This window comes from Mizugakiibacter sp. (genome assembly GCF_039680435.1).
Taxonomy (GTDB): Bacteria; Pseudomonadota; Gammaproteobacteria; order Xanthomonadales; family Rhodanobacteraceae; genus Mizugakiibacter.
This window is the reverse complement of record NZ_JBDKSX010000141.1, coordinates 1-24523: the sequence shown is the minus strand read 5'-3', so window position 1 is coordinate 24523 and position 24523 is coordinate 1. Positions and strand designations below refer to the sequence as shown.

Below are 24523 nucleotides of genomic sequence, written 5' to 3'. Positions count from 1 at the left end.
TGCCGCATATCCTACGCCGCGCAGCCCAACGGTGCATGACTTGAGTCAGCCGCACCCGGGCGCCGCGCGCACGCGTGCTATAGTGCCGCGCCACGTCTGGCCATCCGAACGCACCGTCGATGCCCCCTCCACCAGGCTACGACCGGACCCGTCTCGCCGCCTGCGCGCGCAGCATCGCCGATGCCGGCCGCGCGCTCGCCGCGCAGGGCTGGACGCCGGCCACCAGCAGCAACTTTTCCGCGCGCATCGACGCCGGCCACATCGCGATCACCGTTTCGGGGCGCGACAAGGGGCAGCTCGACGAGGGCGACGTGATGGTCGTCGACATGTCCGGCCGGCCGGTCGACACCGACGCGCGGCCCTCCGCCGAAACCGCGCTGCACGTCCAGATCTACCTGCGCTTCCCGGAAGCAGGCGCGGTGCTGCACACCCACTCGCGCACGCAGACCGTCGCCTCGCGCCTGTTCGCGCCGGCCGGCGCGATCCGCCTGCAGGGCTGGGAGCTGCAGAAGGCGATCGCCGGCCACACCACCCACGAAAGCGTGCTCGAGGTGCCGGTGTTCCCCAACACCCAGCACATGCCCGATCTGACCGCGCGCATCGATGCCTGGCTGGACGCGGGCAAGCCGCTGTATGCGTACCTGATCGACGGCCACGGCATCTACACTTGGGGCCGCGACATGGCCGAGACGCGCCGTCATCTCGAAGCGCTCGAATTCCTGCTTGCCTGCGAGCTGGATCTGAGGAGGTTGTCCGCATGAGCCGCCTGCGCATTTTCAGCGAAACCGACGGCGCTTCGCCGCTGCTCGCCACCGACGCCCACGCCGAGATCGTCCGCGAACTGGCCGCGGCCGGGGTGCGCTTCGAACGCTGGCAAACGTCGAAGCCGATCACGCCGGGCGCCAGCCCGGACGCGGTGATCGCCGCCTATCGCGGCGACATCGACCGGCTGATGGCCGAGGAAGGCTACCGGGCGGCCGACGTGGTCAGCCTGCACGCGAATCATCCGGACAAGGAAGCGCTGCGCCGGAAATTCCTCGAGGAGCACACCCACGCCGAGGACGAGGTGCGCTTTTTCGTCGCCGGCTCCGGCCTGTTCAGCCTGCACCTCGGCGACCGGGTCTACGAGATCCTGTGCACCCAAGGCGACCTGATCGGCGTGCCCGGCGGCACCCGCCACTGGTTCGACATGGGGCCGGCGCCGCACTTCGTCGCGATCCGCCTGTTCACCAATCCGGCCGGCTGGGTGGCCAACTTCACCGGCGACCCGATCGCCGCGCGCTTCCCGCGCTACGAGTGAGGACCGCGAGGCGGAGCCGCGCGGGCGCCACAACACCGCTCCGCGGCTTGGTACGCTCGTCCCGTCTCCCGTCTTCCGTCTCCCGGCCATGACCGAAACCCGCGCCATCGTCACCGACATCGAGGGCACCACCAGCTCGATCAGTTTCGTCAAGGACGTGCTGTTCCCGTACGCGCGCAAGCGCCTGCCCGCCTTCGTCGAAACCCACGCGGACCATCCCGAGGTGCGGCATTGGCTGCACGAGGCGGCACGGGAGGCCGACCTGATCACCGCCAGCCGCACCGAGGTGATCGACCTGCTGCTCGGCTGGATCGACACCGACCGCAAGGCCACGCCGCTGAAGGCGCTGCAGGGCATGATCTGGGAAGCCGGCTACGCCGGCGGCGACTACCGCGCCCACGTCTACCCCGAAGTCGCGGCGAAGCTGCGCGCGTGGCGCGCCCAGGGCATCCGGCTCTACGTGTACTCGTCGGGTTCCGTGCAGGCGCAGAAGTTGTTCTTCCGCTACAGCGAGGCCGGCGACCTGACCCCGCTGTTCGCCGGCTATTTCGACACCGAGACGGGCCCGAAGCGCGAACGCGATTCCTACGCGCGCATCGCCGCCGCGATCGGCGAGCCGCCCGCGCGCCTGCACTTCCTGTCCGACGTGGTCGAGGAACTCGACGCCGCACGCGCCGCCGGCTTCGGCACCACGTGGGTGTGCCGGCCGCCGCTGGCCTGTCCGGCCGACGCGCGCCATCCCTGCGTCGCCGACTTCGACGCCATCGCGGTCTGACCATGCGCACCCTGTTCGCTGCCCTGTTCGCCTTCCTGACCGGCGCCGCGCTGGCGCTGTCGCTGGGCCAGCACGCCGCGCCCGCGCAGCCCGCGGCCGCGGCCGCGCCCACGGATCAGGACGATGCCGCCGACAGCGAAGCCTGGGCCGACACCGACCTCACCCCCGAGCAGGCGCTGTACGTGCAGGCCGACCGCATGCAGGCGGCGCTGGCGCAGCTGAAGCCGCGCACGCCGGGGCAGGTCAACCTGTACGCGCTGATCTTCGCCGGCGACGGCAGCACCGACGCGTTCCGCAACGAGGCCGAGTACGCCGAGCGCATGCTCGGCCAGCGCTTCGCCGCCGCCGGGCACACGCTGGTGCTGGAGAACAATCCGGCCACCGTCGACCGGCGCCCGCTCGCCACCTGGAGCAATCTCGAGACCGCGCTGGACGCGCTGGCCAAAGTGATGGACCCGCAGCAGGACGTGCTGCTGCTGTACCTCACCTCGCACGGCAGCGAGGATCACACGCTGACGGTCGGTCTCGACCCGCTGCCGCTGGACCAGATCGGCGCCGAGGATCTCGGCGACATCCTCAAGCAGCGTCCGTTCAAGTGGAAGGTGGTGGTGGTCAACGCCTGCTATTCGGGCGGCTTCGTCCCGCCGCTGCGCGGCGACGGCACCCTGGTGATCACCGCCGCGCGCAGCGACCGCAGCTCGTTCGGCTGCGACAGCGATGCCGAGATCACCTTCTTCGGCCGCGCCCTGCTGGCCGACGCGCTGAACCGCACGACCGACTTCATCCAGGCCTACGGCTATGCCCGCGACGACGTCACGCGCTGGGAGCACCGCGAGCAGTTGACGCCGTCCGAGCCGCAGATCGACGTCGGCAGGGGCATCGCCGACCAGCTCGCCACCTGGCGCCATACCTTCAAGCCGGGCGTGCCGCTGCCGTTCGACACCCAGCAGATCGTGGTCACGCGCTGAAGGAAGGTTGCGGTCAGCGCCGCGCGAATGCCGCGCGTTCGGCCACGGCGGTGGCGGGAAAATCGCAGAACAGCGCATCCACGCCCAGCGCGAACGCCGCACGCAGTTCGGCGCGCACGTCGGCAAACGGCGCGTAGCCGAGGTCGTCGCGGAAGGTCCAGGCGTGCACTTCGAGGCCGGCGGCATGCGCCGCGTCGACCAGGCCGCTGTCGCGGCCGCGGCCATCCCACAGCAGGCGCTTGTCCGGCGCGATGCCGCGCGCCCAGGTCGCCAGCTCGCGCAGCCTGGCGTCGCGCGCGTCGGGCTGCGCCGGCAGCGCCTCGACCAGCGCGTAGCACGGATTGCCGAGGCGCTCCCGCGCCTCGCGCAGCACGTCGTGGTCGAAGCACTGCAGCCAGACCGGCGCCTGCGATCCGGCCAGGCCGCGCGGCAGCAATTCCGCCGCCAGCAGCGCCACCGGATCGAGGCCGCGCGCGCGGCAGCGCTGCGGATGCTTCAGTTCGGGATAGACCGGCAACACCTGGCCCTGCTCGGCACCGACGCGCGCGGCGAGGTCGAGCACGGCGGCGAAGCGCGGCAGCGCGTGGCGGCCGTCGTGCGCGTGGTCGCGCTGGGCGAACGGCTGCATCGCGCGCAGCGTGTCCAGTTCGGCGGCGTCGAAGTCGGTGATCCACCAGTCGCGCGCGCCGTCCACTTCGCGGGCGCGCGAGGCGAATGCGGGCCGCGTTGCCACGTCGGTGCTGCGCGCAAGCCCGTAGTCGTGGCGCGCATACAGCACGCCGTCGCGGCTGGGCAGCAGATCCGGTTCGAGCACGTCGGCACCCTGCTGCGCTGCCAGCGCGTATCCGGGCAGCGTGTGTTCGGGCAGGTAGCCGCTGGCGCCGCGGTGCGCAATCACGCGCGGTGGGCGGCCGTCCAGGGTGCGCCAGCGATGCATGGGCCAAGTCCGTCGGAACCCCGCGCAGCATGCCGCGCGCGGCGCGGCATGCCAAGCATGGCGCGGCCGCCGGCCGGCAGCCCGGCCGGCGAACGCTCAGGCCAGCAGCGCCCTGCTCGCCACCAGTGCGCAGATGCGCTGCACGTCGCCATCCATCGCGCGGTCGCGCGAGATGAAGCCGATGCGCTCGCGGATGGCGGCGAACGCCTTGCGCACGGCGGCGCCGGCATGGAAGTCGCCGGCCTCGGCCAGCGCCTTCTGCAGCGCGCGCACCTCCTCCTCGAACTGCGCGCGCTGCGGATGCGTGGGATCGGGCGCGTTGACCACCTTCGCCGCCAGCGCGGTCCAGCCGCCGCGCTCGGCGAGGCGGCGCGCCGCGTTGAGCATGTCCTGGCGGTACTCCAGCGCCTGCGCGGCGGTGTACAGCTCCAGCGCCAGCACGTGGCCGAGGTCCTCGCACATCTCCAGCACGTGGCGCGCCTCGTTGGCGCCCATCGACACGTGGTCCTCGGCGTTGGCGCTGGTCGGGATCGAGTACACCGAGGCCGGATGCGCGCGCGTGGCCAGGTCGTTGACCAGCGCCGCCGCGGTGTACTGCACGATCATGAAGCCGGAGTCGGTGGCGTCCTCGTTGCCGGTGAGGAACGCCGGCAGGCCGTCGTTGGTGGCGGGGTCGACCAGCTTGGCCAGGCGGCGCTCGGAGATCGAGGCCAGCACCGGGATCGCCGCCTTCACGTAGCTCATCGCCAGCGCCAGCGGCATGCCGTGGAAGTGGCCGGCGGAGATCACCTGGTCCTCGATGTGGCGCGGGTTCTCGGCGTCGGGGAACACCAGCGGGTTGTCGGTGACCGCGTTCAGCTCGACGTCGATCACGCGGCACGCCTGCGCCCAGGCGTCGCGCACCGCGCCGTGCACCTGCGGCATGCAGCGCAGGCAGTAGGCATCCTGCGGCTGGTGCTTCTTGCCGCCCCGGAACGGCAGGAAGCGGCTGTAGAACGCCTCGCGGCCGTGGCGGTGGTTCGCGGGCACCCATTCCCAGGCGATGTCGAAGCGCTGCGCCTGCTCCTCGGGCGTCGCCCACGCTTCGGCCGACCAGGTGCGGAAGCGCGGCACCAGGTGGTAGGGAATGTCGACCAGGGTGGAGCCTTCCAGCAGGCCGCGCACGCGCGCCGCGGTCTCGACCTGGCCTGGGTGCGGACGCAGCGCGTGCACCTCGGGCCGCAGCGCGCCGCTGCGGCCGGCGAACGCGTCGAGCGTCATCGCCGCGGCGAGGTCGGCGGTGCCGAGCAGCGCCTGCAGACGGTCCAGCGCCAGCACCGCGCAGGCCAGCATCTGCGTGGTGCCATTGTTCAGCGCCAGGCCTTCCTTGAACGAGAGCCGCACCGGCGCGAGACCGGCGCGTTTCAGCGCCTCGGCGCCGGCCACGCGCTCGCCGGCGTGGAACGCCTCGCCGCCGCCCAGCAGCACGATCGCCAGATGCGAGAGCGGCGCGAGGTCGCCGCTGGCGCCGACCGAACCCTTTTCCGGGATCACCGGGATCACGTCGCGGTTGAGCAGCTCGGCCAGCGCCTGCAGCGTCGCCGCGCGGATGCCGGAGTGGCCGCGCATCAGCGTGTTGATGCGGATCGCCAGCATGGCGCGCACCACCTCGGGCGCGAACGGCTTGCCCACGCACACCGCGTGCGTGATCACCAGGTTGTGCTGCAACTCCTCCAGCAGCGTGCCGTCCGTGACTTCCGGATTGCCGCCGGGCAGTTCGTCGCGTGCGCGGTGCGCACCGAGCAGCTTGTCGGCATTGCTGCCGAAGCCGGTGGTGACGCCGTAGATCGGCTCGCCGCAGTCGACCTTCTCGGCGAGGAAATCCGCGGCGCGCTGCACGCGCCCGAGCTGCTTCGCATCCAGCGCGACGCGCGCGCCGTCGCGGGCGATCGCCACTACCTGCCCGCGGGTCAGGCGGTTGCCGTCCAGAACGATCGTGTCTGCAGTCGTTGCCATGTCGCCTCGCCACGCCTCCATCGGATCGACGTCGCCGTCGCGCGCGCCGGCCTCGGCGCGGCCGTCGACACCTCGACGTCGGTGTTCATCCCATCGGCCATCCGCCGCCGCACGCGCGACCGGCGAATGGCGCTCACCCCATCGCCGCCGTCTGCTCCAGCTCGACGCGCAGCGTCTTGGCCAGATCGGCGCGCGGCACCTCGAACTGCTCCTGCCGGCGCATGTCCTTGACCGCGACCACGCCCTTGGCCAGTTCGTCCGGGCCCAGCACCAGCACGAAGCGGATGCCGGCACGGTCGGCATACTTGAACTGCTTGGACAGCTTGCCCGGCTCCATCACCACCTCGGTGGCGATGCCGGCCTCGCGCAACTGCGCCGCCAGTTCCAGGCAGGCCGGCAGCGGCACGCCCTCCATCAGCGCCACCAGCGCCTGCACCGTGCTGGCCGCAGGGCCGAGCAGGCCGGCCTCGCGCAGCTGCCAGAACAGGCGCGTGGCGCCGATCGAGATGCCGACGCCGGGCAGGTGCGACTTCGTGTAGTGGCCGGCGAGGTTCTCGTAGCGGCCGCCGGAGCAGATCGAGCCGATCTGCGGATGCTCGGTCAGGTGCGTCTCGTAGACGGTGCCGGTGTAGTAGTCGAGGCCGCGCGCAATCGACAGGTTCAGCGCGAAGTGCGTTTCCGGCACGCCGAACGCCTTGACCAGGTTCAGCACTTCCTTCAGTTCCGTCCTGCCCTGTTCGAAAGTCGCGCTGCCGGCGCCGAGCGCATCCAGCTTCGCGTGCGCGTCGGCCAGCGAAGTCGAGCGGATCGAGACGAACGCCATGATCCTGTCGGCGGTCGCGACGGACAGGCCGAACTCCGGCCCGGTCAGCGTGGCGCGCACGGCGTCGGCGCCGCGTTTGTCCAGCTTGTCCACCTCGCGCAGCACCAGTGTCTGCCGCTCCGCGTCGGCGATGCCGAGGCCCTCGAACCAGCCGCGCATCAGCTTGCGGTTGTTCATCTGGATCACGAACGGGCCGATCGCCAGCGCGCTGAACACGCTATGGATCACCGCCGGCAGCTCGGCGTCGTAGCGGATCGACAGCGCGTCCTTGCCGATCACGTCGATGTCGCACTGGTAGAACTCGCGGAAGCGGCCGCGCTGCTGGCGTTCGCCGCGGTAGACGCGCTGCATCTGGTAGCGGCGGAACGGGAAGCTCAGTTCATGCTCGTGCTCGGCCACGTAGCGCGCCAGCGGCACGGTCAGGTCGAAGCGCAGCGCCAACTCCGGCCTCCCGCCCTTTTCCAGGTCGCCGGTGGATTGCACGAAGTAGACCTGGCGCTCGGTCTCGCCGCCTTCCTTGGTCAGCAGGATGTCGGCGAACTCCATCACCGGCGTCTCCACCGGCAGGAAGCCGTAGCGCTCGAAGTTGCGCCGGATCGTGTCCAGCATGCCCTGGAAGGCGACCTGCTCGAGCGGAAGCAGCTCGAGCACGCCGGGCATGGTGCGGGCCTTCGACTGCGCCATGGTTTCCTCGGTAAGTTCGGGACGGCGGGAAGCCGCATAGCCTAGCAGATGCCGCCGCGCGGGCCGCCCGCGGCGAGCCGCGCGCGGCCGGACCGGCGCCTGCGGAAGTTGCCAAGCCGGGATGCCATCGCTATCATGCGCGGCTCCCGTCGGGGTGTAGCTCAGCCTGGTAGAGCGCTACGTTCGGGACGTAGAAGTCGCAGGTTCAAATCCTGTCTCCCCGACCAGTTTTTCGCACGCGAACGCCCGGCCCCGCCGGGCGTTCGCGTTTGCGCGCCCGGTCCCTCAATCCACCGCGCGCTGGCGTTCGTAGGCCGCGACGTGCGCGTGCGCCGCAGCCAGCAGCGGCGTGTCGAGGCCGGCGCGGTGGGCACGGGCGCGCAGGTCGCCGAGGATGTGCTCGCCCTCGGTGCGGCCGCCGCGCTCGAGGTCGCGCAGCATCGAGGCCTTCAGCGGCGAACCGGGCGCGGTCAGGATGCGTTCGGCCTCGGCGCGCGCCGCGGCGTCGATCGGACGGCCCTCGCGCGCGGCGACTTCCGCGCACTCGGCGTACAGGCGGCGCGCCAGCGCGGCGCCCTCGCCGCTCGCCGCGATCACGCCCACCGGCGCGCGCAGCAGGCAGGTGATGCCGCCCAGCGCGGCGATGAAGGCGAACTTCTCCCACATCGCGGCGAGGATGTCGGCGGGTTCGCGCACGTCGCCCGGCAGGCGTTGCAGCGTCGCGCGCAGCGCCGGCAGCGCCGGGTCGTCCGCGCGCCGCGCGCCCCAGGTCAGGCGCTCCAGCGCGCCGAACTGGCGGATCGCGCCGTCGGCGGTCAGGGTCACCGAGATATGGCACAACCCGCCAAGCACGCGCGGTGCGCCGAACGCGGCGTCCAGCGCGTCCAGATGGCGCAGCCCGTTCAGCAGCGGCAGCACGCGCGTGTGCGCGCCCACCGCGGGGCGGATCGCGTCGATCGCCGTGGCGAGGTCGTAGGCCTTGCAGGACAGCAGCACCAGGTCGTAGCGGGCATCGGCGGGCACCGCGCCGAGCGCACGCACCGGCGCGGCGAACGGGCGCGACGCGCTCTCGATGCGCAGGCCGTTCGCGGCCAGCGCGGCGGCGCGCGCGGGGCGCACCAGGAAATCGACGTCGGCGCCGGCCTCGATCAGCCGGGCGCCGAACCAGCCGCCGGTCGCGCCGGCGCCGAGCACCAGCACGCGCAGTGGAAGTCGCGGGGAATCCATGTGCGGAAAGTCGCCGTGCGTGCTGCGCTACATCGTGTGCGTGCTGCGCTCGGAGCCGAGGATGCCGGCCAGGATCGATTCGATCTTGGTGCGTGCCGCTTCGCCGTCGGCCGACTCGCTGAACTGGATGCCGATGCCGGCGGTGCGGTTGCCCTGCGCGCCGGCGGGCGTGATCCACACCACCTTGCCGCTGACGCCGAGGCGGTCCTTGTCGTCCATCAGCGTGATCAGCAGGAACACCTCGTCGCCGAGGCTGTAGCGCTTGGCGGTGGGCACGAACAGGCCGCCGCCCTTCACGAACGACATATAGGCGTTGTACAGGGCGCCCTTGTCCTTGATCACCAGCGGAAGGATGCCCTGGCGCGGCATGCCCGTGCCCGTCTGTCCGCTCATCTGCACTCTCCCCTCGGCCGGTGCCGCGTCGGCACCGGGCATCGCGCAGCTTGGGCCAAGCCGGCGCGGGCGGTCAAGCGACCCGGTCACTGCGGCGAAGGTCTCGGGAGGTCCCGTGGACAAGCGTCCAGGCACGGGGCGCGGGATGCGTGGCGCAGGGAGACCGGGATCGCCCCGCGGCTTCGCTTGCCCCGCGTTCCTTTCTCATTCCTCCGACGCGCGCCACCAGCCCCAGCGGTCGAAGATCCACGCGGTATCGAAGCGCGCCTCCAGTTTGACGAACAGCAGCCCCCCGCGCGCTGCCGCGGGCACGTCCAGGCGGAAGCCGGCGTCGGTCCGGTACAGCGGCGCCGACCGCCACGGCACGCGCTGCGCCCCGCCGCGATGCGCCAGCAGCAGGTCCAGGCGCGCGTGCAGCCACGCCGGCGGCCGCCACGGCAGCAGCAGGCTGTCGCGCCATGGGGTCGTCGTCGGGCCGTCGAAGCGGAACAGCTCGCGATCGCCGACGCAGCGCAGCAGGCGTCCCCGGCTGAGCGCTACCTGGGTGCGGTGGGCCAGCACCGCCGCGCGCTTGCGTTCGCGCATCGCCGCATCCAGCGCGATGACCACCGGCGTGCCGCGCTGCGCGGGCCGGCCGTGCACCAGGTAGCCCAGCAGCGGCGGGTACGGCGCGACGTCGGCGAGCGCCAGTTCCAGCAGCACGCGCGCCGCACTGTGGTCGGGATGGCGGTCGTCCAGCGCCGGCGCGGCAATCATGGTCGGCGCACACGCGCGCAGCCGAGCCGCGAAGGCGTCGCGCGCCGCGGCGAAGTCGGTGCACAGCCGCGCGGTCACGCCGAGATCGGCCCAACCCAGCGCCAGCAGCGCCTGCGCCGGCACGCCCAGCCCGGCCAGCGCCTCGCGCACCTCGCCGCGGCGACGTTCGCCCCAGCGGCGCCGCGCCGCGGCATCGATGCACAGGCGTCGTTCCAGCCAGCGCTGCGGCCAGGGATTGTTGTCGCCGTCGGTCAGCAGCAGCACGCGCACGTCGGCACCGAGCGCGCGCGCGCGCTGGATCAGGCCGCCGGCGGCAAGCGACTCGTCGTCGGGATGCGGCGCCACCACCAGCAGGCGCGCACCCGACCGGCGCAGCAGGTCGTCGACGTTCAGGGCTTGCTCCACCAACCGGTCTCCGATCGCAGTCCACGGTCGAGCGCGGGCGCCCATACGATGGCCAGCGCACCCTGCGCCGGCGTGGTCAGGGTATGCGTTCCGGCGGCCAGTGCCCAGCGCCGCGACGGCGACGCGCCGTCGACCCGCGCCGCCACGACGCCGTTCGCGTCGACCGCGGCATAGGTGCCGGGCAGTTCGAGCGTGAAGCGGCGCGGCGCGCCTGTCGCAGGCGGCAGGCGCAGCCCGGCCACGCGCACGTTGCCGTCGACCGGAAGATAGTTGCGCTCGACGAACGCGCGGCTGCGCGGCGGCAGCCGGCAGTCGATCGCGACCATCGTGCGCGTGCGCACCATGTCATCGGCAATGGCGTCGGGCAGCAGGCCCAGCGCGAGCCGGCGTTCGGTGATGGTTTCCAGCACGTAGTAGTACGGGCGCGGACGGAAAATGCTGGCGCCCTTCGGATCCATCACGAATTCGCCGGGCCGGGTCAGCTGCAGCACGGTCGCGACTTCGCGCTCGTGTTGGGCCAGACGATTGCGCCACGGCGGGCTGCCGGCCAGCAGCAGGGCCAGTTCGGACGCGGCGAGCACGCCGACCAGGATCGTCGGTTGCGCGGGCACGAGCGGCCGCCACCGCGTGGCGACGTAGCCGGTAAACACGAGGATCAGCGGCGGCAGCGCCGGCAGCATGTCCTGGCGCGTCACCAGCGGCCACCATGTGTAGATCGACAGCGCGTACAGCATCGCCTGCAGGAACAGCACGGCGCGACGCGCGGCGGCGCGTTCGCGGCGGCGCGCCATCCGCCACGCCAACGCCGCAGCGGCGAACGCGAGCGACAGGAACGCGGCCAACCGCCACGACTCGTGATGCCAGTAGCCGAGGCCCGGCAGCATGTTGTGCCGGACCAGGCAGTACACCGTGGCGTCCCACGCGCCGTGCGCGGCGAACCACGCGGCGAATGCGGCCGGCACCACCAGCAGGCCCGCGATTGCCGCCAGCGCATGGCGGGCGGCCGTCACCACCATCCCGATGCGCGGCCGCGCGCTCCACGTCACCGCGGCGGCGACGCCGGCGCAGCCGAGCAGCAGCAGGGTCTTCTGCGACACCGCCAGCGCCGCGCCGGCCAGCAGGCCGGCGGCGAAGCTGCGCAGGGCACGCGGCGGTCCGGCCAGCGCCACCGCACCGCCAGCGCCGCCAGCCACAGCGCCATCCACAGGTTGTCGGTGCGGAACTGGCCGGCAACCAGGAAGAAGCTCGGATACAGCGCGACCAGCGGCATCGCCGCGCGCGCCACGCCGTCGCCGTACAGCGTGCGCGCCAACCGCCAGGTCGCGGCCAGCGCCAGCAGGTACCAGGCCAGCATCGGCAGCCGCATCCACATCAGCGCGTCGGGCCGCGCGCCGACCAGCATCAGCAGCGGCGCGTGCAGCAGCCCGAACAGCGGCCCGTGGTTGTCGAACACGTCGCGGTACGGCAACAGGCCCTGCGTCCACGCCCACGCCACGTGCAGGTGCTGCGGCTCGTCGGAATTGAACGGATAGCCGCGCAGATAGAGTATGCGCAGGACGATCAGCGCCAGCAGCGCGCATGCGGCCGCGCCGCGCCCGCGTTCCGAGCGCCCTGCGGTCCAGGGTTGCGGTGTTGCCATGGAAAACAGCGGGACTTGGGAAGGCGCACAGCATGCAGGCGCCCGCTTGCCGCCAGCTTGCGCGGATCAGCCGCGGATCAGCGCCACGCCGCCAGCAGTTCGAGCAGCGCCAGCTCGGCGCGCAGCGGACCGCGCAGCAGCTCGCGCGTGCGGTTGGCGTGCGCGAACCAGGCGCCGAGCGCATCGCCGTCGGCGGCGGCCAGCCCCAGCGGGCCGCGCGCGCCTTGCGCCTGTGCGCGCGCCTCGTCGGCGGCGAGCGCGGCGGCGAACCACAGGCGATCGACCGGCGCGTCGTCTGCCCAGGAACGGGCCAGCGCGAACGCGTCGGCACGCCCCTGCGCCAGCGCGGCGAGGTCGCGCGCCACCTCGTCGCGTCGCGCCAGCGCGCCATCGCGGGCGAAGGCCAGCGCGAGGCCGGGGTTGCCGCCGGCGGCATCCAGCGCGGCCGCGGCGTCGGCGAGCCCCTGCGCGCGCAGCCAGGCCAGCGCCTCCTCGCGCGACGGCAGGCGGAAGTCGACGCGCTGGCAGCGCGAGCGGATCGTCGCCGGCAAGCGCCACGGCGCGTCGGCGACCAGCACGATCAGCGTCGCCGGCGTCGGCTCCTCCAGCGTCTTCAGCAATGCGTTGGCGGCGGCGGCGTTGAGCGCGTCGGCCGGATCGATGCTGGCGACCTGCCAGCCGCCGAACTGGCTGGCCATCGCCAGGCGCGGGCCCAGCGCGCGAATCTGGTCGACCACGATCTCGCTGCGCAGGCCCTTGCCGTCGGCGCGCTCGGCGAACGTGACCGCGACGCGGTCGGGATGGCTGCCGGCGGCGAGCAGCGCGCAGGCGCGGCACTGTCCGCAGGCTTCGCCGTCTACCGGCTGCTGGCACAGCCGCGCGCGCACGAAGCGTTCGAGGAATTCGCGCTTGCCCAAGCCGGTCGGGCCTGCAAGCAACAGCGCGTGCGGCAGCGCGTTGCGCTCGGCGCGCTGGCGCAGGATCGACCAGGGTTCGGCGTGCCACGCCGGCGCCGTCATCGCATGCTCCCGTCAAACAGCGGCGCCAGCGCGGCGATCGCATCGGCCAGCACGCGCTCGGGCGGCTGCGAGGCGTCCAGCACGCGGAAGCGCTGCGGGAACTCTGCGGCGCGCACGCGATAGGCCGCGCGCACGCGCTCGAAGAAATCGTCCTGCTCGCGCTCGATGCGATCGGCGTCGCCGCGTCCGGCGGCGCGCGCGCGCCCGTCCGCCACCGGCAGGTCGAGCAGCAGGGTCAGGTCGGGCTGCAGGTCCTCCGCGGCCCAGCGTTCCAGCTCGCGGATGCGCTCCGCCGGCTGGCCGCGGCCGCCGCCCTGGTAGGCGTAGCTGGCGTCGGTGAAGCGGTCGCACAGCACCCAGCGGTCGGCCGCCAGCGCCGGTCGGATCACCGCGCGCACCAGTTGCGCGCGCGCGGCGAACATCAGCAGCAGCTCGCTCTCGGCGCAGGTGTCGCGCAGCGCGGGATCGAGCACCAGCGCGCGCACCGCCTCGCCGAGCGCGGTGCCGCCCGGCTCACGCGTCAGCAGCAGGTCGACGCCGTGCGCTTCGAGGTGCGCGCGCAGGCCGGCCAGCAGCGTGCTCTTGCCGGCGCCCTCGCCGCCTTCCAGGGTGACGAAGCGTCCGCTCACTTTTTCCTTCCGAGCTGGTAGCGCGCCACTGCGCGGTTGTGTTCCTCGATGGTCGCCGAGAACTGGTGCGTGCCGTCGCCGCGCGCGACGAAGTACAGCGCATCGCCCGGCGCCGGATGCAGCACCGCGGCGATCGCCGCCTTGCCGGGCAGCGCGATCGGCGTCGGCGGCAGGCCGGCGCGGGTGTAGGTGTTGAACGGCGTATCGGCTTCGAGATCACGCTTGCGCAGGTTGCCGTCGTAGGCGCTGCCGAGGCCGTAGATCACGGTCGGGTCGGTCTGCAGGCGCATGCCGAGCTTCAGGCGGCGCTCGAACACGCCGGCGATTTCGGCGCGCTCCTCGCCGCGGCCGGTTTCCTTCTCCACGATCGAGGCCAGCACCAGCGCCTGGTACGGTGTCTGCAGCGGCACCGCGGGATCGCGCTGCGCCCACTGTGTCGCGAGGTACTTGCCCATGGCCTCGTGGGCGCGCTGCAGCAGGTCGAGATCGCTGTCGCCCAGCACGTAGGCGTAGGTCTCGGGCAGGAAGCGCCCTTCCGGCGCCTCGCCGGGGAAGCCGAGCCGGCGCATGATCCCGGCAGCGTCGAGATCGGCGGTCGCGATCGCCAGTCTGTCGGCGCGGTGCAGTTCGTCGCGCATCTGCCGGAACGTCCAGCCCTCGACGATGGTGAAACGGCGCTGCAGCACGCGGCCGGCCGCCATGCGCTCCAGCAGCGCGCGCGGGGTCAGGCCGGGATCGAGCGCGTATTCGCCCGCGTGCAGGCGCCCGGCCACGCGCATGCGCGCGGCCAGCGCGCGCCAGTACCACGCCGGCGCGGCGCTGACCTGCTGCGCGCGCAGCGCCTGCACGATCCCGTTGAGGCTCATGCCGCGCGCGACCTCGACGGTCTGCCCCTGCGCGCGGACCGCCAGCGGCGCGTCGGCGAAGCGCGACCAGTCGGCCCACAGCCAGACGCCGGCGCCGCAGGCGCCGAGCAGCAGCAGCGCCGCCAGCAGGCGGCTCAGCGTGCCGCCACGATCGCTGCGCCGGCGCGTCATGCGGCGCCCGCGTCGATCAGCCCCAGCGCGCGCCACGCATCCTGCAGGGCGCGCGCCCATGCGCCGGGCGCGAGTTCGCGGCCGGGCAGCGCGCGCACCGGCAGGATGCCGCGCACGCTGGAGCTGAGGAAAATCTCGTCGGCCCGCATCAGTTCCTCCACGCCGATGTCGCGCACCTCGGCCTGCGCATGGCGCGCCAGCACCTCCGCGCGCGCCACGCCGGCCACGCCGCAGCGATCCAGTGCCGGCGTCGCCAGCCGACCACTGCGCACGACGAACAGGTTCGCGGCAGTGGCGCACACGACCCGGCCCTCCGCATCCAGCAGCAGACCTTCGGCGATCTCCGCGTCGTCCCACTCGGCGCGCGCCAGCACCTGCTCCAGGCGGTTGAGGTGCTTGAGGCCCGCCAGCCGCGGCTGCGTGGCGAGGCGCAACTCGCAGAAGCGTACCCGGATTCCGCGCGCGTACCAATCGGCGGGGACCGCCGGCGCCGCGAAACCGGTCACGATGCGCGCAGATTGCGACACCGGCGGCGGCGCGTAGCCGCGCGCGCCGGCGCCGCGGGTCACGCTGATGCGCGCGACGGCGCACTCGATGCCCGCGGTCACGTCGGCCGCCTCGTACCACAGCGTCGGCTCCGCCGGCATCGGCAGGCCGAGCCGGGCGCAGCCCGCCGCGAGGCGCGCCATGTGCCGCGCCCACAGCGGCGCGCGGCCGCGCACGATCCGCACGGTCTCGAACAGGCCGTCGCCGTACAGCAGGCCGCGGTCCAGCGCGGACACGCGATCCGTCGCCGCGCCGTCGACCAGCACGCGCGGCGTCATCCCGCGGCCCCCAGCGCGCGCAGCGGGCCGCGCGCCTTGTGGCGCGTCTCCTCCAGCTCGCGCGCGGCGTCGGAGTCGGCGACGATGCCGGCGCCGGCGCGCAGGCGCGCGCGGTCGCCGCGCAGCAGCAGCGTGCGGATCAGGATATTGAGATCCAGGTCGCCATTGCGGTCGAGGTAGCCGAGCGCGCCGGTATACGGGCCGCGGCCGACGCCTTCGAGTTCCGCGATGATCTCCATGCAGCGCACCTTCGGGCAGCCGGTGATGGTGCCGCCGGGAAAGGTCGCCGCGATCACATCGCCGGGCGTGGTGCCGGCGCGCAGCGTGCCGCGCACGTTGGAGACGATGTGGTGCACGTGCGCGTAGCTCTCCACCGTCATCAGCTCGTCGACGCGCACCGATCCGGGCGCGCAGACGCGGCCGAGGTCGTTGCGCTCGAGGTCGATCAGCATCACGTGCTCGGCGCGCTCCTTCGGATGGCCGACCAGCTCGCGCACGCGCGCCGCGTCGTCGTCGCCGGCGAAGCGCGGCCGCGTGCCGGCAATCGGCCGCGTCTGCACCACGTCGCCGCGCACCTCGACCAGGCGTTCGGGCGAGGAGCTGACGACGGCCCAATCCCGCCACTGCAGCAGGCCGGCGAACGGCGCCGGGTTGGCGCGGCGCAGCGCGGCGTACAGCGCCGCCGGCGCCGGCGCGGCGGCGAATCGCGCGCGCCATTCGCGCGAGAGGTTGACCTGGAAAGTATCGCCGGCGCGCAGGTAGCGGTGGATGCGCGCGACGCCGTCGAGGAAGCGCGCCGGCTCGTCCTCCTCGATCTCCGCAGCGGGCAGCGTCGGCGGCACGGGCGCGGAAGCCGCGGCCAGGTCGGCCTCGATCGCGTCGAGCAGCGCCGCATGCCCGGCCTCCGCGACAAGCACCGTGCGGTCGCGCGCATGATCGACGATCGCCGCCGCCGGGCAGCGCAGCGCCAGCGCGGTCGGCACGCCGGCTTCCGGCGCCGCCGGCAGGCGCAGGCGCGGCTCGATTTCGCCGGCCAGTTCGTAGCCGAGGTAAAGCACCCAGCCGCCGGTGAACGGCAGCGCGGTATTTCCCGCCCCCTCCGGGAGCGGGTGGCCGAAGGCCGGCTGAGGGTTCGGGCGCAGCAGTGCGTCCCCGTCCATCCGCCCCCCCAATCCCTCTCCCGATGGGAGAGGGGAGCCGTCGCGCTCGGCGCGCCACGCCCGATCGAGCGCCTCGAGGAAGCGCGTGCCGAGCACGCGGTCTTCGTCGTCGCGCACGCGACCGTCGGCGTCCAGGCGCAGCGCCGCCTGCGGGAACGCGAACAGGATGTCGCAGCGTGCCTGCACGGTGCCGCGGGCGGCGCTTTCCAGCAGGCAGGGATAGCGCCGCGGCTGCGCCGCGGCCGGCGCGAGCAGGTCGCGCCGGCCGGGCAGGATGCGCGCGATCACGCCCACGCGCACCGCGTCAGATGCGACGGAACACCAGCGTGCCGTTGGTGCCGCCGAAGCCGAAACCGTTGGAGACCGCCACCGAGATGCGCTTCTCGCGCGCCGCGTTCGGCACGTAGTCGAGGTCGCAGCCCTCGCTCGGGTTGTCCAGGTTGACGGTCGGCGGAATCACGCCGTGGTGCAGCGCGAGGATGGTGAAGACCGCCTCGGCGCCGCCGGCCGCGCCGAGCATGTGGCCGGTCATCGACTTGGTCGAGCTGACCATCGCCTTGTAGGCGTGGTCGCCCAGCACGCGCTTCAGCGCCAGCGTCTCGGCGAGGTCGCCCAGCGGCGTCGAGGTGCCGTGCGCATTGACGTACTCGACCTGCTGCGGGCTGACGCCGGCGTCCTGCAGCGCCGCCACCATGCAGCGCGCCGGGCCTTCGCCGTTCTCGCTGGGGGCGGTCATGTGGAAGGCGTCGCTGCTGGCGCCGACGCCGGCCAGTTCGCAGTAGATACGCGCGCCGCGCTTCTTCGCGAACTCGTATTCCTCCAGCATCAGGATGCCGGCGCCGTCGGCGAGCACGAAGCCGTCGCGGTCGCGGTCCCACGGGCGGCTGGCGCGCGTGGGGTCGTCGTTGCGCGTGGACATCGCCTTCATGCTGCAGAAGCCGCCGATCGCGGTCGGCACGGTGGCGTACTCGGCGCCGCCGGCGACCATCGCGTCGGCGTCGCCGTATTGGATCAGGCGCATCGCCATGCCGATGCTGTGGTTCGAGGTGGCGCAGGCCGACACCGCGGAAAAGTTCGGCCCCTTGATGCCGGTCATGATCGAGATCTGGCCGGACACCATGTTGATGATGGTCGACGGCACGTAGAACGGCGAGATCTTGCGCGGGCCGCCCTCGTGCCAGGCCACCGTGGTCTTCTCGATGCCGGCGATGCCGCCGATGCCGGAGCCGATCAGCGCCCCGATGCGCTCGGCGTTGTCCTCGCGCACCTCCAGCCCGGCATCGCGCATCGCCATCAGCGAAGCGGCGACGCCGTAGTGGATGAAGGTGTCCATCTTCTTGACGTCCTTCGGCGCGACGAACGCCGCAGGATCGAAGTTGCGCACCTCGCCCGCGATGCGGGTCGGGAACGCGCTGGCGTCGAAGTTGGTGATCGGGCCGATGCCGCTGTTGCCGGCGGTGATATTCGCCCATGCGGTCGGCACGTCGTTGCCGACCGGCGAGACGATGCCGAGACCGGTCACTACCACGCGTCGCTTGCTCATAACTCGTATCCGTCTTGACGCGCGGCGACCATACGCCGCCGCAGGTTACGGACCCGCAAAACGAAAGCTGCGCCGGTCGGCGCAGCTTTCGGGGTCCCGCTCCAGGCACATGCACCGCCTCCGTCGCGCCGCCGGGGCGCGAGCGGGCGCCGCATCAGGCCTTGACGTGGGCCTTGATGTAGTCGACCGCCTGCTGCACGGTGGTGATCTTCTCGGCCTCTTCGTCCGGGATCTCGCACTCGAACTCCTCTTCGAGCGCCATCACCAGCTCGACGGTGTCCAGCGAATCCGCGCCGAGGTCGTCCACGAACGAAGCGCTCGGGGTCACCTCGTCTTCCTTCACGCCAAGCTGTTCGACGACGATCTTCTTGACGCGCTCTTCGATGGTGCTCATTGTGCGGGTACCTCCCAGGTAAAAGCCGGCGCATTGTAGTGGAGAAGCTGCGGGCCCGCCACCGGCCGGGCGGGCGCCGCGGGCGCGGTCGTGCCGCCGCCCGATGACGTTGTGACGAGCGCCCGCAGGACGCCCCGAACTGCTTGCCCCCACGCCCCTCGAGTCGAGGAGGCGAATCCCCTGCGCAACGGGGAACGGGCCGTGGAAGCTACCCCCCGTGTGTCCGCAGCGCCGTTCCCGGAGCCTGCGCGCCGGCGCTCAAGGCATGTACATGCCGCCGTTGACGTGCAGCGTCTCGCCGGTAATGTAGGCCGCCGCCGGCGAGGCGAGGAACGCCACCGCGCGCGCGATGTCGGCCGGCTCGCCGAGCCGACCCAGCGCGATCTGCCCTTCCAGCGCCTTGCGCTGGTCCTCGCCAAGCGCGCGCGTCATGTCGGTGTCGATGAAGCCCGGCGCCACGACGTTGACGGTGATGCCGCGCGAGCCGATCTCGCGCGCCAGCGACTTCGAGAACGCGATGATGCCGGCCTTGGCCGCGGCGTAGTTGGTCTGGCCCGGGTTGCCGGTGACGCCGACCACCGAGGCGATGTTGACGATGCGGCCCTTGCGCGCCTTCATCATCGTGCGCAGCACCGCCTTCGAGGTGCGGTAGACCGAGGTGAGGTTGGTGTCGAGGATTGCGTTCCAGTCCTCGTCCTTCATGCGCATCAGCAACTGGTCGCGGGTGATGCCGGCGTTGTTGACCAGGATCGACAGGCCGCCGCGCTCCTTGATGGTGGCGTCGATCAGCGCCTCGACCGCGGCGCCGTCGGTGACGTTCAGCACGCGGCCCGCGCCGCCGTGCGGCGCGAGGCGCGCGTCGATCGCGGCCGCGCCGGCTTCGCTGGTGGCGGTGCCGATCACGGTCGCGCCCTGCGCCGCCAGCTCGTCGGCGATCGCCGCGCCGATGCCGCGGCTGGCGCCGGTGACCAGCGCGATTTCGCCCTGCAGTGGCTTGCTCATGCGTGGGGTTCCTCCAGCAACGGGACTCGGGACTCAGGAAAGACTTGCCCGGTCGTCACGCCTGCACAAGCGGGCACGACGGCGGGATCGCGGCGGCGAACGTCAGACCCACGCCGCCAGCGCGGCGTCGAGATCCGAAGGCGCACCGAGCGCACGCCCTTCGATCGTCTTGTCGATGCGCTTGATCAGCCCGGTCAGCACCTTGCCCGGACCGCACTCGGCGACGCGCGTGACGCCGGCCGCGGCGAGCGCCTGCACGCATTCGGTCCAGCGCACCGGTAAGTAGAGCTGGCGCTGCAAGGCGGCGCGGATGTCGTCGAGCGCCGCATACGCCTTCGCCTCGGCGTTCTGGATCACCGGGATTTTCGGCGCGGACCACGCCAGCGCCGCCATGCGCGCGCCGAGCACGTCCGCCGCCCCGCGCATCAGCGCGCAGTGCGAAGGCACCGACACCGCCAGCTTGACCGCCTTCTTGACGCCCAGCTCGGCGAGGCGCGCCAGCGCGCGATCCACCGCTTCCGCGTGGCCGGCGATCACCAGTTGGCCCGGCGAATTGTAGTTGGCCGGCGCCACCACCTGGCCCTGCGCGACCTCCTCGCAAACCTTGGCGGTCTGCGCGTCGTCGCCGCCGAGGATCGCCGCCATCGCGCCGACGCCGGCCGGCACCGCCGCCTGCATCAGCCGGCCGCGCTCGGCGACCAGGCCGGCGGCGTCGTGCAGCGACAGCGCCTCGGCGCACACCAGCGCGGTGTACTCGCCGAGGCTGTGGCCGGCGAGGCGCGCCGGCAGCGCGCCGCCGCGCTTGCGCCACACGCGCCACACCGCCACGCCGGCGGCGAGCAGCGCGGGCTGGGTGTGCTCGGTGCGGTTGAGCGACTCCTCCGGCCCCTGCTGCGACAGCGCCCACAGGTCGACGCCCGCCCCCTGCGAGGCCTCGTCGAAGGTCTGCCTCACCTCGGGATGCGCCGCGGCCAGCTCGGCGAGCATGCCGACCGACTGCGAGCCCTGGCCGGGGAAGACGAAGGCCAGGTTCGGGACTCGGGACTCGGGGCTCGGGACTCGGCTCGATGCGTTCATGCGCCTGTGCGTATCTCGTGCGATTGAATGTGGCGGAAGCGGAAGCGGAAGCGAAGCAGGACGTCGAACACGCCGAAACTCGAGCCGCGAGCCTCGAGTCCCGGTTTCCGCGATTTCAGTAGCGGATCAGCGCCGAAGCCCAGGTGAAGCCGCCGCCGAACGCTTCCAGCAGCAGCGTCTGGCCGCGCTGCACCTTGCCCGAGCGCACCGCCTCGTCCAGCGCCAGCGGCACCGAACCGGAAGAGGTGTTGCCGTGGCGGTCGACGGTGACGATCACGCGCTCCATCGGCAGGCCGAGGCGCTTGGCGGTGGCCTCGATGATGCGCAGGTTGGCCTGGTGCGGGATCAACCAGTCCACCTGCGACTCGTGCATGCCGACCGCTTCGAGCGTCTCGCCGACGATGCGGTCGAGCGTCTTCACGGCCACCTTGAACACCTCGTTGCCGGTCATCAGCACGCGCACGCCGGCGTTCTTCTCGTCCAGCTGGAAGCCGGCGGACACGCCGACCGGGTTGTACAGCAGGTGCTTGTAGCCGCCGTCGGCGTGCAGCCGGGTGGTCAGGATGCCGGGCTCGTCGGAAGCTTCCAGCACCACCGCGCCGGCGCCGTCGCCGAACAGCACGCAGGTGGAACGGTCCGACCAGTCGAGCATGCGCGTCAGCGTTTCCGCGCCGACCGCCAGCACGCGCTTGGCCTGGCCGCTGCGGATGAACGCGTTGGCGACGCCGAGGGCGTAGACGAAGCCGGAGCAGGCGGCGTTGATGTCCATCGCCGCGCAGCCGTTGGCGCCGAGACGGTGCTGCAGCAGGCAGGCGGTGGAGGGGAAGATGATGTCCGGCGTGGTCGTGCCGAGCACGATCATGTCGAGCTCGGATGCCTTGACGCCGGCCGCGTCCAGCGCGTGCGTGGCGGCATAGAAGGACAGGTCGCCGGTGGTCTCGCCGTCGGCCGCCATGCGCCGCTCGCGAATGCCGGTACGCGAGCGGATCCACTCGTCGCTGGTCTCGACCAGCTTTTCGAGGTCGGCGTTGGTGACGACGCGCTCGGGCAGGTAGCTGCCGGTGCCGATGATGCGTGCGTATTTCAGGGCGAAGCCCTCATGTCCAGCGCCGCGCCGGGCGGCCGACCCATCCGCGGGCGTACGGCCCGGGACGCCAAACGCGAAGCGGCGCGATGAACGCGCCGCTTCGCCGCGTGCAGCTTACTGCGCCGCGCTCAGTCCTCGTCGACCACCGCGGCGGCGGTGTCGATCACCTTGCGGCCGCGGTAGTAGCCGTCCTTGGTGACGTGATGGCGGCGATGGATCTCGCCGCTGGTCGGATCGGTGGCGAGCTGGACCGCCTTCAGCGCGTCGTGCGAACGGCGCATGCCGCGGCGCGAGGGCGTCTTGCGGGATTTCTGGACGGCCATGATGTGTCTCCAACAGAAAGCTTCAGGTTTTCTTCAATGCTTGCAGCGCGGCAAACGGGTTTTCCCGCGCCGGCTCCTGTTCTGCCGCCGGCGCGGTGCTCCACGCGTCGTGCGGCCCCTCCGTGCCCGGCTTGGTCGGCACCAGCGGCAAAGCGAGGATCAGTTCGTCCTCGATCACCGCGGCGAGGCTCATCGCCTCGTGGCCGACCAGCAGCGGCTCGTAACCCGGCGGCAACGCCGCCTCGTCGCGCTCGTCGGCCAACAGTCCCAGGCGCATGTCGATCCGCACAGGCTGCTCGAAGGTCTCGAGCGTACGCTGGCAGGTGAGCGGCAAGACCGCATCGACACGCACGGCGAGAAAGGGCACGCCGAGCTTGTCCGTCCCGAACTCCAGATCGTAGGCCACCGAGCCTTCGGCGCCGGCGAGGCTGGGCGCCAGGCGCTTGAGGTCGGCGAGCGGAAGCGCTCCGTGGAACGTACGCCGCGCCGTGACCATGCGCCAAGCGTCCACGGTCTCTGGCAGGGGCGCGGACATAGCCGGGCGATGGTAGGTGCTGCATAGCGCAAAGTCAACCGCGGTGCGGGTTTACCCGGGCCGTACGGTCCGGCAGACTGTTCGCATTGCAAGGGGATCCAGCGACGTGAAGTTCGATATCACCCTGGCCGGCCTGGGCTTGGCCATGGTCGCCGCGCTGATCGCGGCGATCGCCGTGCTGCGCAGCCGCCGCGCAAGCCGGCGCGAGCAGGCGCTGCGCCGTCTGCTCGACGACGCCGACCGGATGGAGCAGGACCTGAAGGAGTGCCGCACCCGCCTGGACCGCGCCCACGCCAGCGTCACCGTGATGCCCAGCCTGCCCGCCCCGCAGCGCGCCGACGCGCACGCCGCGGTCGATGCCGCGCTGCGCGAGCTGCTGGCGCACCGCCTGTGGATCCGCGACCGCGCCCCCGCCGCCAGCCAGGCCGAGCTGAACCGCGCCGTCGCCGCGCTGGCGCAGGCGCGCGCGCAGTTGCAGAAGCAGCTCATCGTGCTCGGCACCGCGCAGCACGAGCTGGACGACGCCATGCGCGAACACCTCGGCCAGGAACCGACGGCGTGAGCGCGCCGGAAATCGTGCTGGCCTCGACCTCGCGCTATCGCGCCGGACTGCTGCGGCGCGTGCTGCCGGATTTCGAACAACGGGCGCCCGGGGTCGAGGAGGCCGCCCAGCCCGGCGAGGCGCCGCAGGCCTGCGCGGCACGGCTCGCCGCCGCCAAGGCGCGCGCGGTGGCGGCGCGCTGCGCGGACGCGCTGGTGATCGGTTCCGACCAGGTCGCGGAGCTGGACGGCGCCGCGCTCGGCAAGCCCGGCAGCGAGGCCAACGCGCGCGCGCAGCTCGCCGCCTGCGCCGGCCGCGAGGTGCGCTTCCACACCGCGCTGTGCGTGATCGACACGCGCGGCGCGCAGGCTCGCGAGCACGCGGCGCTCGACCTCACCCGCGTGCGCTTCCGCGCGCTGGGCGCCGACGAGATCGCCCGCTACGTGGCCCGCGAGCAGCCGCTGGATGCCGCCGGCAGCTTCAAGTGCGAGGGCCTCGGCATCGCCCTGTTCGAGCGCATCGACAGCGAGGACCCCACCGCGCTGATCGGCCTGCCGCTGATCGCGCTGTGCCGCATCCTGCGCAAGGCCGGCCTCGCGCTGCCCTGATCCCTGCCAGGCTTCGCTTGCAGGAACGGCCTGGCCGCGACCCGCGGCGTTTCGGTCGCGTTCCCGGCCGCTCCTGCGGCATGGCGATGCGGCGCACGCCGTCTTCGCCGCGGCTGCGGTACGCTCGCCGCATCGCCCCTTCGAGACCTCGCACCTCATGGCCGACCCCGTCCGCGCGCACGACGACGCGCTGCGCCAACGCCTCGACGCCGCATTGGCGCAGGTCAACGGCATCCTGCTCGGCAAGCAGCGCCAGGTGAAGCTGGCGTTCGCCTGCCTGGTCGCCGGCGGCCACCTGCTGCTGGAGGACGTGCCCGGCGTCGGCAAGACCACGCTGGCGCACGCGCTCGCGGCCACCTTCGACCTCAGCTTCCAGCGCATCCAGTTCACCAGCGACCTGCTGCCCTCCGACATCATCGGCGTCAGCGTGTTCGAGCGCGAGGCCGGCAGCTTCCGCTTCCACCCCGGCCCGATCTTCGCGCAGCTGCTGCTGGCCGACGAGATCAACCGCGCCACGCCGAAGACGCAGAGCGCGCTGCTGGAAGCGATGGCGGAATACCAGGTGACGGTGGACGGCCAGACGCATCCGCTGCCGCAGCCGTTCTTCGTCGTGGCGACGCAGAACCCGCTCGACCTCGCCGGCACCTTCCCGCTGCCGGACTCGCAGCTCGACCGCTTCATGCTGCGGCTGTCGCTGGACTATCCCGGCGCCGAGGCCGAGCGCGCGCTGCTGACCGGCGACGACCGCCGCGACCTGATCGTGCGCCTGAAACCGTGCCTCGCCGCGGCCGACGCCGAGGCGCTGCGCCAGCAGTCGCGGGGGGGGGGGGGCCGCCCCCCCC

Annotated in this window: 26 protein-coding genes and 1 tRNA gene; 8 read left to right on the top strand and 19 right to left on the bottom strand. The window is 72.5% G+C overall.

The genetic code is table 11. From position 1 onward, the window contains the following. The first annotated feature begins 119 nt into the window (after positions 1-119). The 4 genes from ABFC67_RS14985 (at position 120) to ABFC67_RS14970 (ending at position 3043) form a co-directional block, all read left to right on the top strand. The gene (locus ABFC67_RS14985) at positions 120-761 is read left to right on the top strand and encodes a methylthioribulose 1-phosphate dehydratase (RefSeq protein ID WP_346738834.1); all 642 of its coding nucleotides are present in this window, start codon (positions 120-122) and stop codon (positions 759-761) included. After that, positions 758-1300 (top strand): acireductone dioxygenase, encoded by a 543-nt coding sequence (locus tag ABFC67_RS14980; RefSeq protein WP_346738833.1) that lies wholly within the window; start codon positions 758-760, stop codon positions 1298-1300. Before ABFC67_RS14985 ends, ABFC67_RS14980 begins: the two co-directional genes overlap by 4 nt. An 88-nt stretch (positions 1301-1388) precedes the next feature. After that, complete coding sequence (gene mtnC / locus ABFC67_RS14975) at positions 1389-2075, top strand: acireductone synthase (protein ID WP_346738832.1); 687 nt, start codon at positions 1389-1391, stop codon at positions 2073-2075. A gap of 2 nt (positions 2076-2077) precedes the next feature. Further along, entirely contained in the window at positions 2078-3043 is a 966-nt protein-coding gene (locus ABFC67_RS14970) for a C13 family peptidase (RefSeq protein WP_346738831.1), read from the top strand. Positions 3044-3056: 13 nt separating this feature from the next. Here ABFC67_RS14970 and ABFC67_RS14965 read toward each other — a convergent pair whose 3' ends face one another. The 3 genes from ABFC67_RS14965 to hisS all read right to left on the bottom strand — a co-directional run bounded on the left by ABFC67_RS14965 (position 3057) and on the right by hisS (position 7482). Continuing rightward, complete coding sequence (locus ABFC67_RS14965) at positions 3057-3980, bottom strand: glycerophosphodiester phosphodiesterase family protein (RefSeq protein ID WP_346738830.1); 924 nt, start codon at positions 3978-3980, stop codon at positions 3057-3059. A gap of 96 nt (positions 3981-4076) precedes the next feature. Next, positions 4077-5975 carry an aromatic amino acid lyase gene (locus ABFC67_RS14960; RefSeq protein WP_346738829.1) on the bottom strand — a complete coding sequence of 633 codons (1899 nt, stop codon included), beginning with the start codon at positions 5973-5975 and terminating at the stop codon, positions 4077-4079. 133 nt (positions 5976-6108) lie between these two features. Then, on the bottom strand, positions 6109-7482 hold the full coding sequence (gene hisS / locus ABFC67_RS14955; protein WP_346738828.1) for a histidine--tRNA ligase: 1374 nt from the start codon (positions 7480-7482) through the stop codon (positions 6109-6111). A 150-nt stretch (positions 7483-7632) separates the two neighbouring features. Here hisS and ABFC67_RS14950 point away from each other — a divergent pair. Further along, positions 7633-7709, top strand: a tRNA-Pro gene (locus ABFC67_RS14950). A gap of 58 nt (positions 7710-7767) precedes the next feature. Here the strand turns inward: ABFC67_RS14950 and ABFC67_RS14945 are convergent. The 16 genes from ABFC67_RS14945 to ABFC67_RS14870 all read right to left on the bottom strand — a co-directional run bounded on the left by ABFC67_RS14945 (position 7768) and on the right by ABFC67_RS14870 (position 22532). After that, positions 7768-8688 (bottom strand): ketopantoate reductase family protein, encoded by a 921-nt coding sequence (locus tag ABFC67_RS14945; protein ID WP_346738903.1) that lies wholly within the window; start codon positions 8686-8688, stop codon positions 7768-7770. Between the two features lie 48 nt (positions 8689-8736). After that, positions 8737-9102, bottom strand: coding sequence for a PilZ domain-containing protein (locus tag ABFC67_RS14940; protein WP_346738827.1), 366 nt, complete (start codon positions 9100-9102; stop codon positions 8737-8739). 204 nt (positions 9103-9306) lie between these two features. Further along, positions 9307-10263, bottom strand: a complete 957-nt coding sequence (locus tag ABFC67_RS14935) for a PIG-L family deacetylase (RefSeq protein ID WP_346738826.1) — start codon at positions 10261-10263, stop codon at positions 9307-9309. Between the two features lie 1042 nt (positions 10264-11305). Further along, on the bottom strand, positions 11306-11902 hold the full coding sequence (locus tag ABFC67_RS14930; protein WP_346738825.1) for a glycosyltransferase family 39 protein: 597 nt from the start codon (positions 11900-11902) through the stop codon (positions 11306-11308). 77 nt (positions 11903-11979) lie between these two features. Continuing rightward, positions 11980-12921, bottom strand: coding sequence for a DNA polymerase III subunit delta' (holB, locus tag ABFC67_RS14925; RefSeq protein WP_346738824.1), 942 nt, complete (start codon positions 12919-12921; stop codon positions 11980-11982). After that, the gene (tmk, locus tag ABFC67_RS14920) at positions 12918-13550 is read right to left on the bottom strand and encodes a dTMP kinase (protein ID WP_346738823.1); all 633 of its coding nucleotides are present in this window, start codon (positions 13548-13550) and stop codon (positions 12918-12920) included. The genes holB and tmk overlap by 4 nt, the downstream gene beginning before the upstream one ends. Further along, complete coding sequence (gene mltG / locus ABFC67_RS14915; protein WP_346738822.1) at positions 13547-14587, bottom strand: endolytic transglycosylase MltG; 1041 nt, start codon at positions 14585-14587, stop codon at positions 13547-13549. Before mltG ends, tmk begins: the two co-directional genes overlap by 4 nt. Beyond that, on the bottom strand, positions 14584-15411 hold the full coding sequence (gene pabC, locus ABFC67_RS14910) for an aminodeoxychorismate lyase (protein WP_346738821.1): 828 nt from the start codon (positions 15409-15411) through the stop codon (positions 14584-14586). The genes mltG and pabC overlap by 4 nt, the downstream gene beginning before the upstream one ends. Next, on the bottom strand, positions 15408-16859 hold the full coding sequence (locus ABFC67_RS14905; protein ID WP_346738820.1) for an aminodeoxychorismate synthase component I: 1452 nt from the start codon (positions 16857-16859) through the stop codon (positions 15408-15410). The genes pabC and ABFC67_RS14905 overlap by 4 nt, the downstream gene beginning before the upstream one ends. Positions 16860-16875: 16 nt before the next feature. Further along, entirely contained in the window at positions 16876-18114 is a 1239-nt protein-coding gene (gene fabF / locus ABFC67_RS14900) for a beta-ketoacyl-ACP synthase II (RefSeq protein ID WP_346738819.1), read from the bottom strand. A 154-nt stretch (positions 18115-18268) separates the two neighbouring features. Continuing rightward, positions 18269-18508: an acyl carrier protein gene (gene acpP, locus ABFC67_RS14895; RefSeq protein ID WP_346738818.1), complete on the bottom strand. Its 240-nt coding sequence runs from the start codon at positions 18506-18508 to the stop codon at positions 18269-18271. 258 nt (positions 18509-18766) lie between these two features. Next, positions 18767-19510: a 3-oxoacyl-ACP reductase FabG gene (gene fabG, locus ABFC67_RS14890; RefSeq protein WP_346738817.1), complete on the bottom strand. Its 744-nt coding sequence runs from the start codon at positions 19508-19510 to the stop codon at positions 18767-18769. Positions 19511-19612: 102 nt separating this feature from the next. Continuing rightward, positions 19613-20587, bottom strand: coding sequence for an ACP S-malonyltransferase (gene fabD, locus ABFC67_RS14885; RefSeq protein WP_346738816.1), 975 nt, complete (start codon positions 20585-20587; stop codon positions 19613-19615). Positions 20588-20702: 115 nt separating this feature from the next. Continuing rightward, the gene (locus ABFC67_RS14880) at positions 20703-21674 is read right to left on the bottom strand and encodes a beta-ketoacyl-ACP synthase III (RefSeq protein WP_346738902.1); all 972 of its coding nucleotides are present in this window, start codon (positions 21672-21674) and stop codon (positions 20703-20705) included. Between the two features lie 128 nt (positions 21675-21802). Next, the gene (rpmF, locus tag ABFC67_RS14875; RefSeq protein WP_062534259.1) at positions 21803-21997 is read right to left on the bottom strand and encodes a 50S ribosomal protein L32; all 195 of its coding nucleotides are present in this window, start codon (positions 21995-21997) and stop codon (positions 21803-21805) included. A 22-nt stretch (positions 21998-22019) separates the two neighbouring features. Then, the gene (locus ABFC67_RS14870) at positions 22020-22532 is read right to left on the bottom strand and encodes a YceD family protein (protein ID WP_346738815.1); all 513 of its coding nucleotides are present in this window, start codon (positions 22530-22532) and stop codon (positions 22020-22022) included. Between the two features lie 106 nt (positions 22533-22638). Between ABFC67_RS14870 and ABFC67_RS14865 the strand changes: the two genes are divergently transcribed. The 3 genes from ABFC67_RS14865 to ABFC67_RS14855 form a co-directional block, all read left to right on the top strand. Beyond that, on the top strand, positions 22639-23094 hold the full coding sequence (locus tag ABFC67_RS14865; RefSeq protein ID WP_346738814.1) for a hypothetical protein: 456 nt from the start codon (positions 22639-22641) through the stop codon (positions 23092-23094). Then, positions 23091-23681: a Maf family nucleotide pyrophosphatase gene (locus ABFC67_RS14860; protein ID WP_346738813.1), complete on the top strand. Its 591-nt coding sequence runs from the start codon at positions 23091-23093 to the stop codon at positions 23679-23681. Before ABFC67_RS14865 ends, ABFC67_RS14860 begins: the two co-directional genes overlap by 4 nt. 157 nt (positions 23682-23838) lie before the next feature. Further along, the coding region (locus ABFC67_RS14855; protein WP_346738812.1) for an AAA family ATPase at positions 23839-24523 on the top strand (685 nt) is incomplete at its 3' end.